The 14,441-nt window shown below is 67.9% G+C and carries 11 protein-coding genes; 1 reads left to right on the top strand and 10 read right to left on the bottom strand.

Annotated features, from left to right (window positions below; translation table 11 throughout):
• The 10 genes from VRZ77_RS08135 to VRZ77_RS08090 form a co-directional block, all read right to left on the bottom strand.
• The coding region (locus tag VRZ77_RS08135) for an ABC transporter permease (protein WP_414592163.1) at positions 1–1,135 on the bottom strand (1,135 nt) is incomplete at its 3' end.
• Entirely contained in the window at positions 1,132–2,055 is a 924-nt protein-coding gene (locus VRZ77_RS08130; RefSeq protein WP_414592162.1) for an ABC transporter permease, read from the bottom strand. The genes VRZ77_RS08130 and VRZ77_RS08135, both read right to left, overlap by 4 nt.
• Positions 2,052–3,125: an ABC transporter ATP-binding protein gene (locus tag VRZ77_RS08125; RefSeq protein ID WP_414592161.1), complete on the bottom strand. Its 1,074-nt coding sequence runs from the start codon at positions 3,123–3,125 to the stop codon at positions 2,052–2,054. Before VRZ77_RS08125 ends, VRZ77_RS08130 begins: the two co-directional genes overlap by 4 nt.
• Before the next feature lie 94 nt (positions 3,126–3,219).
• On the bottom strand, positions 3,220–4,359 hold the full coding sequence (locus VRZ77_RS08120; RefSeq protein ID WP_414592160.1) for an extracellular solute-binding protein: 1,140 nt from the start codon (positions 4,357–4,359) through the stop codon (positions 3,220–3,222).
• An 88-nt stretch (positions 4,360–4,447) separates the two neighbouring features.
• Positions 4,448–6,283 carry a monovalent cation:proton antiporter-2 (CPA2) family protein gene (locus VRZ77_RS08115; RefSeq protein WP_414592159.1) on the bottom strand — a complete coding sequence of 612 codons (1,836 nt, stop codon included), beginning with the start codon at positions 6,281–6,283 and terminating at the stop codon, positions 4,448–4,450.
• Positions 6,284–6,532: 249 nt separating this feature from the next.
• Complete coding sequence (locus tag VRZ77_RS08110) at positions 6,533–6,820, bottom strand: formate dehydrogenase subunit delta (protein WP_414592158.1); 288 nt, start codon at positions 6,818–6,820, stop codon at positions 6,533–6,535.
• Complete coding sequence (fdhD, locus tag VRZ77_RS08105; protein ID WP_414592157.1) at positions 6,810–7,661, bottom strand: formate dehydrogenase accessory sulfurtransferase FdhD; 852 nt, start codon at positions 7,659–7,661, stop codon at positions 6,810–6,812. The genes VRZ77_RS08110 and fdhD overlap by 11 nt, the downstream gene beginning before the upstream one ends.
• Before the next feature lie 16 nt (positions 7,662–7,677).
• Positions 7,678–10,533: a formate dehydrogenase subunit alpha gene (fdhF, locus tag VRZ77_RS08100; protein ID WP_414592156.1), complete on the bottom strand. Its 2,856-nt coding sequence runs from the start codon at positions 10,531–10,533 to the stop codon at positions 7,678–7,680.
• Between the two features lie 14 nt (positions 10,534–10,547).
• Entirely contained in the window at positions 10,548–12,119 is a 1,572-nt protein-coding gene (locus VRZ77_RS08095) for a formate dehydrogenase beta subunit (RefSeq protein ID WP_414592169.1), read from the bottom strand.
• An 11-nt stretch (positions 12,120–12,130) separates the two neighbouring features.
• On the bottom strand, positions 12,131–12,604 hold the full coding sequence (locus VRZ77_RS08090) for a formate dehydrogenase subunit gamma (RefSeq protein ID WP_414592155.1): 474 nt from the start codon (positions 12,602–12,604) through the stop codon (positions 12,131–12,133).
• A 236-nt stretch (positions 12,605–12,840) separates the two neighbouring features.
• Between VRZ77_RS08090 and VRZ77_RS08085 the strand changes: the two genes are divergently transcribed.
• Positions 12,841–14,370, top strand: a complete 1,530-nt coding sequence (locus tag VRZ77_RS08085) for a YifB family Mg chelatase-like AAA ATPase (protein WP_414592154.1) — start codon at positions 12,841–12,843, stop codon at positions 14,368–14,370.
• Positions 14,371–14,441: the final 71 nt, after the last annotated feature.

The raw sequence follows: 14,441 nt of genomic DNA, 5'->3' as shown, positions 1-14,441 counted from the left end.
CCGCTGGGGCGGGACCGACATTGCCGAACGCCCCGCCGAAGGGCGAGGGATTGCCCGGCGCGCTGCCGGCGCCCGGAGCCTGCGGGCGGGCGGCATTCTCCTTCATCCGCCGCTGCTGCTCCTCGATCAGCCGCTCCTGCGCCGCGCGCTTGTCCTCCAGTATCCGGGACTGGCAGGCGCCGGAATCGTGGCGCATGCCGCTATAGACCGCGAGCCCGGCGAGACCCACCAGCAGCGCGAAAATGGTGAGCGGATGCACGGCGAGCCGACCGAGCCGGTTGGCATAGAGCCCGGACTTGGCCGGCCCGGCGACAAGGGCCTCGCCGCGGCGGGTATAAGCCTCGTGCACGATCGCGCCGATCAGCGTCACCGCGATGATGATCACCGCCAGCGCCGAGAGCGAGGGGTCGGTGCCGTAGCGCACCTTGGAGGCCAGCGCCGTGGTGAAGGTGTTGTCGGCGAGGATGGTGAAGACCGTGGTGTTGTAGTTCTCGAACGAGGCCAGCAGCGTCAGAAACGCCGCCGAGCCGATCGCCGGCCGCAGGAACGGCAGCAGGATCTTGCGGAACGCCTGCCCCGGTGTGGCGCCGAGGTCGAGCGCCGCCTCGGTCAGCGTCGGGTCGAAGCGCTGCAGCCGCGCCGAGAAGATCAGCATGGCATAGGCGGCGATGAAGGTGACTTGGCCGACGATGGTCAGGAAGATGCCGTTGAAGAACAGCGTCGCGAAACCGCCGCCGAGCGAGCGGCCGAGATCGCCCCAGAACACGATGGTGGAAATGCCCAGCACGACGCCGGGAATCAGCACCGGGGTGATCAGCACCGTATAGAGCGCCGAGCGCAGGCTGGGCGTGATTTCCGCCAGCGCCAGCGCGCCGGCGAGGCCGAGCGGCACCGAGATCGCCACCACGCCGACCCCGATGATGACCGAGGTGACGAGACCCTGCATCAGCCGCGTATTGGAGATCAGCACGCCGAACCAGTCGGTGGTGAAGCACTCCCACGGCGTGATGCGCGGGAAGGAGGACGAATTGAACGCCGTCGCCGACATGATCAGCAGCGGGCCGAACAGGAAGGCGAAGAACAGAAGCGTGTAGCCGACGGAAAAGACCCGTCCGGTGGCGTTTCCCGTGCTCATCGGCCGATCGCCCCGATCGGCACCTTGAACACCTTCATCATCAACAGGACGAAGGCGAGGCAGGTGAACAGCAGGATGATGGCGTAGGCCGAGCCGCGTGCCCAGTCGCCGGCATCGTTGAACCACTGGTAGATCAGCTGCGTGAACCACAGGTTCGACGGCCCGCCGAGAATCTGCGGGGCCGCCAGCGCGCCGGCGGTAAGCATGAACACGATGGTCGCGCCCGAGGCGATGCCGGGCTTGGCGACGGGGAGCACGATGCGCCAGTGCACCCGCCACCACGAGGCGCCCATGTCGCGCGCGGCCTCGATCTGGTTGCGGTCCAGCGCCTCGACCGCGTTATAGATCGGGAACACCATCAGCAGGATGTAGGAATAGGTCAGGCTGGAATAGAGCGCGACATCGGCGCGGATGAAGTCGACCGGCGCGTCCCACAGGCCAAGCCCGAGGCCGATGCCGTTGATCAGCCCGGTGGCGCCGAAGATCACGCGGAAGGCGAAGGCGCGCAGGATTTCGTTGACCCAGAACGGCACGATCAGCCCCAGCACCATCAGCCGCGCGGCAACGCCGGTGGCGGAATGGGCGAGAATGAAGGCGATCGGGTAGCACAGCAGCACATCGATGAAGGTGACCACCACCGCCGCAAAGATGGTCTTGCCCAGCACCCACATGTCGAGCGTGTTCAGCCCGTCGCCGCCGCCGAACAGGAAATAGCGGTAGTTCACCAGCGTGTAGACGTCCGCCTCGCCGCCGCGCATCGGCGGGGGCAGGTTGTTGCGGAAGGAGTAGTCCAGCATGGCGAGCTGCGGCAGGGTGATCAGCACGATCACCCAGACCAGCACGCCGATGCCGATATAGAGCGCGACGCCGAGCCCGTGCTTGCCGGTGAAATCGCGGAACATCCGCGCCAGTGCGTTCACGCCCGCGCCCCGCTGGCCGGCAGCACGGTGCTGCGCGTGTGGTCATAGCTGAGGGCGATACTCGTGCCCGGCGCCAGCGGCGCGCCGCCGCCCACGCGCGACAGCCGCAGCGCCGTGCCCGCGCCATCGAGGAAGACGTGGCGCAGATTGCCCTCGAACTCCTCCTTCACCACCGTGGCGGAGAACGCGCCCGCCGCCTGCACCGAAAGCTGCTCGGGCCGGATAAAAAGCAGGCACGCCTCCCCGACGGAAAAATGCCGCCCGCCGCCAGCGATTCCGGCGAGCGGTCCGAGCGGCGTGTCGAGCACCACGTCGAGCCCGGATTGCGACATCACCTTGCCGGCGATCGTGTTGGTCTCGCCGACGAAACCGGCGACGAACGGGGTCTTGGGCCGCTCATAGATCGTCACCGGATCGTCGATCTGCTCGATCACGCCGGCATTCATCACCGCCACCCGGTCCGACATGGTGAGCGCCTCGCCCTGGTCGTGGGTGATATAGATAAAGGTCAGCCCGACCTGCTTCTGGATGGCGCGCAATTCGGTACGCATGTGCTGGCGCAGCTTGAGATCGAGCGCGGAGAGCGGCTCGTCCAGCAGCAATATGTCCGGCTCGACCGCGAGCGCGCGGGCGATGGCGACGCGCTGGCGCTGGCCGCCGGAGAGTTCATAGACCTTCTTGTCGCCGACCCCGGGCAGGGCGATCAGCTCCAGCAATTCGTCCGCACGCTTGCGGCGCTCCTTGCGCCCGACGCCGCGCACTTCCAGCGGGAAGGCGATGTTGTCGGCGACGCTCATCAGCGGGAAGAGCGCGAGGTTCTGGAAGATCAGCGCGGTCGGCCGCTTGTTGGGGCCTACCCGCGACATGTCCTTGCCGCCGATCAGCACCCGGCCCTCGGTCGGCTCGATGAAGCCGGAAACGCAGCGCAGCAGCGTGGTCTTGCCGCAGCCGGACGGGCCGAGGAAGGAGAAGAACTCGCCGCCCTCGATGGTCAGCAGCGCGTTGTCGACGGCTGTATGCGCGCCGAACCGGATCGTCACATGGTCCAGCCGGACATCCCGCGTTGTCATGGGCCTCCGAACACTCGAACTGAGCACGCAATGGGAAGGCCGGCCCGGAGCGCGTCCGGGCCGGAAATGTGGCGGAGCCTGGGAGCGTCCGCGCTCAGGCGCTCATGAACTTGTTCACGAACTCGGTGCGGGTCTTGGCGTACCAGGGCGCTTCGGCCGGCCAGGCATTGAGCTTGGCCAGCGCATCGCCCGGATAGGCGTCGGCGAAGTTCTTGGCATAGACCTCGCCGCCGAACTTGTCGGCGCCGATCACCGGCGAATTATAGCCGTGGGTCTTGATCGCGGTGCCGGCCAGCTCGGGGTCGTAGCAGGCCTCGATGAAGGCATAGACCTGATCGGTGTTCTTGGCGCCGATCGGCATGGCGAGGCCGTCGATCCAGGCCATGGCGCCTTCCACCGGCGCGCGGTACATCACCGGCTCGCCGGCGGTCTTCAGCGCGATCGGCGGGCCGTCCCAGGTCTGGCCGACGATCACGCCCTCGTTGAGCAGGCCGTTCTTCTGGGTGTCGGCGTCGTTCCAGATCAGCTTGAGGTTCTTCTTCTTGGCGATGGCGGTCTCGGTGAGCTTAGTCCAGACCTCCTTCATCTTGTCCTCGCTGGTGTAAGCCGCCCAGACCGAGCCGGGCGCCAGCTCGCCGCGCCGCTCCATGCCGAGGCCGAGGCCGAGGATCGAGGAATGCGCGCGGCCCATGGTCTTGCCGGCATTGGCCTCGTCCCAGGTGTCGTAGTAGCTCGGGAACTCGCCCGCCGGGGTGAACTTGTCGGTGCGCCAGGCAATGCCTTCGGTGCCCCAGATGTGCGGGATCCAGGCCGTGCCCTTGCCGCCGAAGTTCCAGTACTTGTCGCCGATCGCCATGGCGGGGTTCACCTTGTCGATGGGAACGCGCTTCATGTCGAAGGGCTGCAGCAGGCCGAGATCGGCCCAGAGCGGGTTGCGGTTCACCGTCGGGGTCACGATGTCGAAACCCTGACCGTTGGTTGCCTTCATCTTGTTCAGAATGTCGTCATTCGAGCCGATGCCGGTGAAGTTGACCTTGATGCCGGTCTTGTCGGTGAAGCTCTTGACGAAGCTTTCCGGCAGGTAGTCCGACCACATCATGATGTCGATCTCGCCGGAGGAGGCGAGGGCGCGCGGGCTGATGATGGCGGGCATGGCCACGGCGGCGCCGGCCGCCGCCGCGCCCTTGAGCAGGCTGCGCCGGCTGACGGATGCCTTGAATTCCGAATTGAACATCGAATCGCTCCGCGAATGAATCTGGATCTGGCGTCGGCTGCCAGATGCATGATCCATGCCGGAACCCCGCGCGGGCGGCAGGCTGGTCTCAGGACGAGAATTCGGTCTCGTGGCGCAGCGCGTCCTCGGCCTCGGGGTTGAGCGGGCGGGCGATGCGCTCGGGCGGCACCAGCGGCTCGGGTTCCATCGAGCGGCGCGGGCCGCGGTCGACGCCCTCTTCCGCCTGTCGGCGCAACCGCTCCATGTCCCAGACCCGGACATCCTTAATCGTCGCCTGCGCGGTGTCGGCGTCGATGCCATTGGCGCGCAGCGTCGCCTCACCGAAGGCGAGCGCCGATTCGAAGGTCTCGCGCATCTCGAAATCCACGCCCTTGTTGCGCAGCGCAAGGGCGTGGGTGCGGTCGAAGGCGCGCACATGCAGCCGTGCCGCCGGCACATGGACCGCCAGCATGTCGACGATGCGGTCGGTGGTCTCGCGACGGTCGACGCAGATCGCGATCACCCGCGCCCGCTCGGCGCCGGCCGCGCGCAGCACCTCGTAGCGCGTGCCGTCGCCGTAATAGATGCGGAAGCCGAAGCGGCCCGCGCTCTGGATCATCTCGACATCATTGTCGATGATGGTGACTTCCAATCCCCGTGCGAGCAGGCATTGCGAGACGATCTGGCCGAAGCGGCCGAAGCCGACCACCAGCACCGCGCCGTGGGCGTCGCTGAAATCCTCCACCGGCTCCTGCCGCGCCTCGCGCCGCTCCAGCCAGCGCGCCAGATGCTCGCCGACGAGCGCCACCGGGGGACCCAGCATCATGGTCATGCCCGCGCAGGCTGCCAGCATCGCGGCCTGGTGTTCGGACAATAGGCCGAGGCTGAGGCCGATCGGGAACAGCACGAAGGAGAACTCCCCCGCGGAGGTAAGCACCGCGCTGGCGCGCACCGCGTCCGCCTCGGTGCCGTGCGCGACGCGGAACACCGCCCAGATCGACACCGCCTTGACCACCGTGACGAGCAGCGTGCCGACGATCAGCAGCGGCGCGTTGGCGAGCACAATGCCGAGGTCTATCGACATGCCGACGCCCATGAAGAACAGCGCGATCAGCAGCCCGCGAAACGCGTCGACATTGGCTTCCAGCTCGTGGCGGAAACTGGATTCCGACAGCATCACGCCGGCAAGGAAGGCGCCGAGCGCCATCGACATGCCGACCGAGGCCATCAGCGCGCCCGCGCCCAGCACCACCAGCAGCGCGGCGGCGGTCATCACCTCGCGCGCGCCGCTCTGGGCCAGCACGCGGAACAGCGGCGTCAGCAGATAGCGCCCGGAACCAATGACCACCGCCAGCGCGGCGAGCACCACCAGCACATGCCGCGCCGCGTCCATGAAGGACTGGTCCTCGTGGATGCCCGGCGCCAGCAGCGGCATGAAGGCGATCAGCGGCACCACCGCCATGTCCTGGAACAGCAACACCGCGAAGGCGCGCTGGCCATAGGGCTGGGTGAGCCCGTTCTTCTCCTCCAGCAGCTGGAGCGCGATCGAGGTGGCCGACAACGCCAGCGCGAGGCCCGCGATGATCGCCGCGCGCCAGTCGAATCCGTTGCCGGCATAATGGGTGAGCAGCGCGATGGCGCCGCCGGTCAGCACGAGCTGCATGGCGCCGAGGCCGAAAATCGCCTTGCGCAGCGCCAGCAGCCGGGAAATCTGCAGTTCCAGCCCGATGACGAACAGCAGAAGCACCACGCCGATCTCGGCGACGGTGATGATGCGCTCAGGATCGGTGAAGGCGCCGAGGCCCGAGGGCCCGATGGCGACGCCAGCGATGAGATAGCCCACGATCGGCGACAGGCCGAGACGGCGGGCGACGGGCACAGCGACCACGGCGGTGGCGAGGATGATCAGCGCCGCGATCAGAAAGCTTTGCCCGTCTGTGTGCATGTAGTGCCTGCTCCCGCGATCCGTCGCGCCCCTACCCGCTTGCTCCCTCCAGATGGCGGAACAATGGTGCACTGCGGCACGAAGCGGACACAGGGCTTAACCCCGCCGGATCATTCCGGACGGGGCGGAGCACGCGGCGCTATTTGAGCAGGTTTTGGCGCGGCTGGTGAGGGGGTGCGTGCCGTGCATTTGCGGGCCCGCACGGCCGTTCCGCACGATTCGCACTAGCACGTGCGCGGACGCTCGCGCTCAGTGATGGCTGCCGGTCGGGCCGGGCGGGTGCTCGGTCGGATGCGCGGCGGGGATGGTGGCGCGCGACACCGGCGGCAGGGTCTTCAGCGCCTCGAACACCACCGGCATCAAGCCCTCGCCGCCATGGGCGATGTGGTCTTCCATCTTGGCCCGCATGCGCGGGTCCCAGAAATCCTTGATGTGCTTGGCGATGCCGGGGATCACCTTCGCCTCCGGCTGCGCCGAGAAGAACGTGCCGATCTGGTTCGCCATATAGACGAGGCGGTCCATCGTATTAGCCGACATGGGCGACCAACTCCTTCTCTTCCCCGCCGGTCGCGATGCGATGGGGGTGGGTGAAAACTTCAAAGCCGTCATCGCGGGCGATGGCCGCCAGCGTGATGCCGGCCGCCTGCGCCGTGCGCACCGCCAGCGCGGTGGGCGCGGAGACTGCCACCAGCACGGTCGCCCCGAGCATGGCGGTCTTCTGCACCATTTCGATCGAGACGCGGCTGGTGAGCAGCACCAGACCGCCTTCCGCATCGCGCCCCTCGCGGGCGAGGTGGCCGACCAGCTTGTCGAGCGCGTTGTGGCGCCCGACATCCTCGCGCACCGCGATGAGGCCCGCTTGCGGCTCCCAGAATGCCGCGGCATGGACCGCGCGCGTCTCGTGGTTCAGCAGCTGCGCGGGCGGCAGCGAGGCGATGGCGCGGGAAATCTCTGCCCGGGTGAAACGGCGCCCTTCGCCGACATGGCGCGACGGCTTCACCGCGAGTTCGAGGCTTTCCACGCCGCACAGGCCGCACCCGGTGGGGCCGGCGATCTGCCGGCGCCGTGCCGCCTGCCGGCCGGCGAGCTCCTCGTCGAGCCACAACCGGACCTCGACGCCGCTGACCCCGGCCTCATCCTCGTCGAATTCGAGCACTTCGAGCGACAGGATGTCGGAAGGCTGGCCGATGACGCCTTCGGTGAGGCTGAAGCCGACGCCGAAATCCTCAAGGTCGGCCGGCGTCGCCATCATCACGGCATAGGTCGAGCCGTTATGGACAATGGCGACCGGCGTCTCCTCGGGGATGGCCCGCGCGCCGTCCCGCACCCCATCCGGGGTGCAGGCCAGCCGCGCGACGCGCGCCACAGGCGGGATCATGACGGAAACCCGCCGCTCACTCCGCCGCGACGGCGATGCGCCGGCTCTGGCGGGTGAAGGCGTCGTAATCCTCCTGCCATTCCGACGGGCCGTTGGAGCGGGCGATCTGCACCGCGGTCACCTTGAACTCGGGGCAGTTGGTCGCCCAGTCCGAGAAGTCCGTGGTCACGACGTTCGCCTGCGTGCCCGGGTGGTGGAAGGTGGTGTAGACCACGCCCGGCGCCACGCGGTCGGTGATGTCCGCGCGCAGCGTCGTGGAGCCGGCGCGGCTGTCGATGCGCACCCAGTCGCCCTGGCGCACGCCGCGCTGTTCGGCGTCGTGCGGGTGGATCTCCAGCACATCCTCGGGATGCCAGGCCACATTGGCGGTGCGGCGGGTCTGCGCGCCGACATTGTAGTGGCTGAGGATGCGGCCGGTGGTGAGCAGCAGCGGGAAACGGGCGCCGGAGCGCTCGTCGGTCGGCACATATTCGGTGACGACGAACTTGCCCTTGCCGCGCGCGAAGCCGTTGATGTGCATGATCGGCACACCTTCCGGGTTCTGGTCGTTGCACGGCCACTGCACCGAGCCCATCTCGTCCAGCTTCTTGAACGACACGCCGGCGAAGGACGGGGTCAGCGCCGCGATCTCGTCCATGATCTGCGCGGGGTGGGTGTAGTTCCAGTCGAGGCCGATCGCCCGGGCGAGCATCTGGGTGACTTCCCAGTCGCCATAACCGTTCTTCGGCGCCATCACCTTACGCACGAGCTGGATGCGGCGCTCGGCATTGGTGAAGGTGCCGTCCTTCTCAAGGAAGGTGCAGCCCGGCAGGAACACATGGGCATAGGCCGCGGTCTCGTTCAGGAACAGGTCCTGCACGATCACCAGCTCCATGGCCGCGAGGCCGGCGGCGACATGCTTGGTGTCCGGGTCGGACTGGAGGATGTCCTCACCCTGGATGTAGATCGCCTTGAAGGTGCCGTCGACGGCGGCGTCCAGCATGTTGGGAATTCGCAGGCCCGGCTCAGCATCGAGCGGACGGCCCCACATGGCTTCGAACGTCGCGCGGGTGGCGTCGTCGGAGATGTGGCGGTAGCCCGGCAGCTCATGGGGGAACGAGCCCATGTCGCAGGAGCCCTGCACGTTGTTCTGGCCGCGCAGCGGGTTCACGCCGACGCCGCGACGCCCGATATTACCCGTCGCCATGGCGAGGTTGGCGATCGCCATCACCGTGGTCGAACCCTGCGAATGCTCGGTGACGCCGAGGCCGTAATAGATCGCCGCATTGCCGCCGGTGGCGTAGAGCCGGGCCGCGCCGCGGATCAGCTCCGGCGCCACGCCGGTGAACTTCGCGACCTCTTCCGGCGAGTTCTTCGGGTCGGAGACAAAGGCCGCCCAATCCTGGAACTCGTCCCAGTCGCAGCGCTCGCGCACATAGGCCTCGTTCACCAGGCCTTCAGTCACGATGACATGGGCCAGCGAGGTGACGATGGCGACATTGGTGCCGGGCTGCAGCGGCAGGTGGTAGTCCGCCTTGATATGGGGCGAGCGCACCAGATCGATCCGGCGCGGATCGACCACGATCAGCTTGGCACCCTCGCGCAGGCGCTTCTTCATGCGCGAGCCGAACACCGGGTGGCCGTCGGTCGGGTTGGCGCCGATCACCAGGATGACGTCGCTGTCCTCGACCGAATCGAAGTCCTGCGTGCCCGCCGAGGTACCGAACGCCTGGTTCAGGCCGTAGCCGGTCGGCGAGTGGCAGACGCGGGCGCAGGTGTCGACATTGTTGGTGCCGAAGCCGGCGCGGATGATCTTCTGGACGAGATAGGCTTCCTCATTGGTGCAGCGCGAGGAGGTGATGCCGCCCACGGCCTTGCGGCCATAGCTGTCCTGGATGCGCTTGAGCTCGGAAGCGGTATGGGCGATCGCCTCGTCCCACGACACTTCGCGCCACGGGTCGGTGACCTTCTCGCGGATCATCGGATTGAGGATGCGGTCCTGGTGCATGGCATAGCCCCAGGCAAAGCGGCCCTTCACGCAGCTATGGCCGCGATTGGCCTTGCCTTCCTTCCACGGCACCATGCGCACCACTTCCTGGCCGCGCATTTCCGCCTTGAAGGTGCAGCCGACGCCGCAATAGGCGCAGGTCGTCACCACCGAATGCTCGGGGGTGCCGATCTCGATCAGCTTCTTCTCGGAGAGGGTGGCGGTCGGGCAGGCCTGCACGCAGGCGCCGCAGGACACGCATTCCGAGGTCAGGAACGCTTCCGACTGGCCGGGCGAGACGCGCGAATCAAAGCCGCGGCCGGAAATGGTGAGGGCGAAGGTGCCCTGAACCTCTTCGCAGGCGCGCACGCAGCGATTGCAGACGATGCACTTGGCCGGGTCATAGGTGAAATAGGGGTTCGACTCGTCCTTGGGCATGACGAGTTCGGAGGTCGGGGCGAAGTGGTTCGCGCCCTCCATGCCGTAGCGCACTTCGCGCAGGCCGACCGCGCCAGCCATGTCCTGCAGCTCGCAGTCGCCATTGGCGGCGCAGGTCAGGCAGTCCAGCGGGTGGTCGGAGATGTACAGCTCCATCACGCCCTTGCGCAGCTGCGCGAGGCGCGGAGTCTGGGTGTGGACCTTGATGCCCGGCGCCACCGGCGTGGTGCAGGAGGCCGGGGTGCCGTTGCGGCCCTCGATCTCGATCAGGCAGAGACGGCAGGAGCCGAAGGCGTCCAGCATGTCGGTGGCGCAGAGCTTGGGGATCTGGGTCCCCATCTCCATCGCCGCGCGCATGATGGACGTGCCTTCCGCGACCGTGACTTCCACGCCGTCAATGGTGAGCGTCACCATCTTGTCGGTGCGGGGGGCGGGCGTACCGTAATCAATCTCATGGACGAGAGACATGGATAGCGTCCTCCTCATTCGGCGGCTTCGAGACGGCCAGCACCAGCTACGCTGGTATCGCCGAATTCTTCAGGGAAATGGGTCAGCGCGCTCAGCACCGGGTAGGGGGTGAACCCGCCCAGCGCGCACAGCGAACCCAGCTTCATGGTCTGGCAGAGGTCCTTGAGGACCACGAGGTTCTGCTCCACCTTCTCGCCACTGGCGATGCGGTCGATCACCTCGACACCGCGCGTCGAGCCGATGCGGCAGGGGGTGCACTTGCCGCAGCTCTCGACCGAGCAGAACTCCATCGCAAAGCGCGCCATCTTCACCATGTCCGCCGCTTCGTCGAACACGACGATGCCGCCATGGCCGATCAGCGCGTCCTTGGCCGCGAAGGCCTCGTAGTCGAAGGGCAGGTCGAACTGCCAGGTCGGGACATAGGCGCCGAGCGGCCCGCCGACCTGCGCGGCCTTGACCGGGCGGCCGGAGGCGGTGCCGCCGCCGATGTCGTTCACCAGCTCGCCGAGGGTGATGCCGAAGGCGGTCTCGAACAGGCCGCCGAACTTCACATTGCCCGCGATCTGGATCGGCATGGTGCCGCGCGAGCGCCCCATGCCGAAATCCACGTATTTCTGCGCGCCGTCGGCCAGGATATGCGGCACCGCGACCAGAGACAGCACGTTGTTGATCACGGTCGGCTTCTGGAACAGGCCCTTATGCGCCGGCAGCGGCGGCTTGGCGCGCACCGTGCCGCGACCGCCTTCCAGGCTGTCGAGCAGCGCGGTTTCCTCGCCGCACACATAGGCACCGGCGCCCATGCGCACTTCCATGTCGAAGCTGTGCTGCGAGCCGGCGATGTTCACGCCGAGCATGCCGTGGGCGCGGGCGACCTCGATCGCCTTCTGCATCGCCCAGATGGCGTGCGGATATTCCGAACGGGTGTAGACGAAGCCCTTGGTGGCCCCGACCGCGATGCCGGCAATGGTCATGCCCTCGATGAGCTGGAAGGGGTCGCCTTCCATGATCATGCGGTCGGCGAAGGTGCCGGAATCGCCCTCGTCGGCGTTGCAGACGATGTATTTGCGGTCGGCCTGGGCGTCGGCCACGGTCTTCCACTTGATCGCGGTCGGGAAGCCAGCGCCGCCGCGGCCACGCAGGCCGGACTTCTTGACTTCCTCGATGATCTCCGCCGGGCCAAGCTGGAGCGCGCGCTCCAGACCCTTATAGCCGCCATGGGCGACATAATCCTTGTAGGACGCCGGATCGATGATGCCGCAGCGGGCGAAGGTCAGCCGGGTCTGGCGGGCCATGAAGGGATGCTCTTCCGGCCTGCCGATGCGCAGGCCGTGGTCGCCGCCCTGCAGCAAGCCGGCCTCGAACAGGCCGTCCACGTCGCTTTCTTCCACGGGGCCATAAGCGATGCGGCCGGCCGGGGTAGCAACCTCGACCAGCGGCTCCAGCCACAGCATGCCGCGCGAGCCGGTGCGCACGATCTCGACGACCTGACCGCGCTTGCGCGCGCCGGCCTCGATGGCGGCGACCACCTCGTCCGCGCCGCAGGCGATGGCGCAGGCGTCCTTGGGAACAAAAATCTGAATGCTCACGGAATTGGCGCTCATGACTGGGCCTCCGCGATCAACGCATCGAGACGGCGTTCGTTCAGCCGGGCCACGATGCGCCCGTCCAGCATGGCGGACGGCGCCGTGGCGCACAGGCCGAGGCAATAGATCGGCTCGACCGTGACGCGGCCATCGGCCGTGGTCTCGCCGAGCTTGCAGCCGAGCCGGTGTTCGGCATGGGCGGCCAGCGCGTCGCCGCCGGCGGCCTGGCAGGCCTCGGCGCGGCACAGCTTCAGCACATGCTGCCCGGCGGGCTCATGGCGGAAATCGTGGTAGAAGGTCACGACGCCGTGCACTTCGGCGCGCGAGACGTTCAAAAGCTCGGCGAGCATCGGCACGACCGCGTCCGGCACATGGCCGAAGGTCTCCTGCACCGCATGGAGCATCGGCATGAGGGGGCCTTCGAGATGGGCGAATTCGCCGATCACCGTGCGGGCCCGCTCTTCGCTCCAGGGTTCGTAATGGGGCATTTTCTCCCGGACCTTCTTTTTGAAGTTTTCCAAAAGGAAGGATGGGCCCGCTTGAAAGCAAAATCAATTCAGGTGTTTCGTCTCTTGATAGAAGAATTCTATCGTTCGACTCCGCTCGGTGCATCGGGGTCGGATTCGACATCGCGAGCCCGAATGTTCTCATAATGTTCTTGACGCTGGAGCGCGCGCCCCTAGACTGCCGGTATCCAGAGGAGATCGGCGGGCGGGAGCGCGGCATGGTCCAGCGCGTGGCGACGGTGGCGTTCGAGGGGGTGGAGACCCGCCCGGTCGACGTGCAGGTGCAGATGAGCCCGGGCCTGCCGGCGTTCAATCTGGTCGGGCTGGCCGACAAGGCGGTGACCGAGGCCAAGGAGCGGGTGCGCTCCGCGCTGATCGCCTCCGGCCTCGCCCTGCCGCCCAAGCGTATCACCGTCAATCTCGCCCCTGCCGACCTGCCCAAGGAGGGCAGCCATTACGACCTGCCGATCGCTCTGGGGCTGATGGCGGCGATCGGCGCCATCGGTTCCGACAGCCTCGAAGGCTTTACCGTCGTTGGGGAATTGGCGCTGGACGGGCGGCTCGCCCCGGTTGCCGGCGTGCTGCCGGCCGCCATCGGCGCCAATGCGCGCGGCCATGGCCTGATCTGCCCGGAGGAATGCGGCGCGGAAGCTGCCTGGGCGAGCCCGGACATGCCGGTGCTCGCGCCCTCGTCGCTCATTCAGCTCGTCAATCACTTCGCCGGACGCCAGCTTCTGGAGCGTCCGCGACCGCGGCTTGAGGGAGCGAGCGGCGCGCTGGCGGACCTTGCCGATGTGAAGGGGCAGGAGAGCGCCAAGCGCGCCTTGGAGATCGCCGCCGCCGGCCGTCACAATCTTTTGTTCACCGGCCCTCCCGGGGCGGGCAAGTCGATGCTCGCCATGCGCCTGCCCTCGCTGCTGCCGCCGCTCGCGCCGGCGGAGCTTCTGGAAGTCTCGATGATTTCGTCGGTCGCCGGCGCGCTGCAGGGTGGGGCGCTGACCAATCGGCGCCCGTTCCGCGCGCCGCACCATTCCGCCAGCATGGCCGCCATGGTCGGGGGCGGGGCCCGCGCGCGGCCCGGCGAAGTTTCGATGGCGCATAATGGCGTGCTGTTCCTCGACGAACTGCCGGAGTTCTCGCCGGCCGTGCTGGATTCACTGCGCCAGCCGCTGGAGAGCGGGGAGGCAGTGATCGCGCGGGCCAATCACCGCGTGACCTATCCCGCGCGCTTCCAGCTCGTCGCGGCGATGAATCCGTGCCGCTGCGGGCGCGCGGGCGAGCCAGGCCATAGCTGCCGACGCGGGCCGCGCTGCGCGGCCGATTATCAGGCGCGCCTCTCCGGCCCATTTCTTGATCGCATCGACATCCATCTCGACGTGCCCGCCGTGTCCGCGCTCGATCTGGTGCGCCCCGGGCCGGCCGAATCCAGCGCCAGCGTCGCCGCGCGGGTCGCGCAGGCGCGCAACGCCCAACGCGAGCGCTTTGTCGCGCTCGGCCGGCCGGACCTGTCGACCAATGCCGAGGCCAGCGGCCCGCTGCTGGAGGAGATCGCGGCGCCCGATGCGGCCGGTAACGCGCTGCTGGCGGATGCGGCGCGGATCATGCGGCTGTCCGCGCGCGGCTATCACCGCGTGCTGCGGGTGGCGCGCACGCTGGCCGATCTCGCGGGCGCCGAATCGGTCGGCCGCGCGCATCTGGCCGAAGCCCTCGCCTACCGCTCCGCCGCCGACCGGGCGGCGGCGGCCTGAAGTTCTTCTGCGCCGACCGGGCGGCGGCGGCCTGAAGTTCTTCTGCGCCGACCGGGCGGCGGCGGCCTGAA

It is taken from the genome of Ancylobacter sp. G4_0304, from assembly GCF_047501495.1.
Classification (GTDB): Bacteria; Pseudomonadota; Alphaproteobacteria; order Rhizobiales; family Xanthobacteraceae; genus Ancylobacter.
Note: the sequence above shows the minus strand (reverse complement) of the source record. Positions and strands in the feature narration are given on the sequence as shown.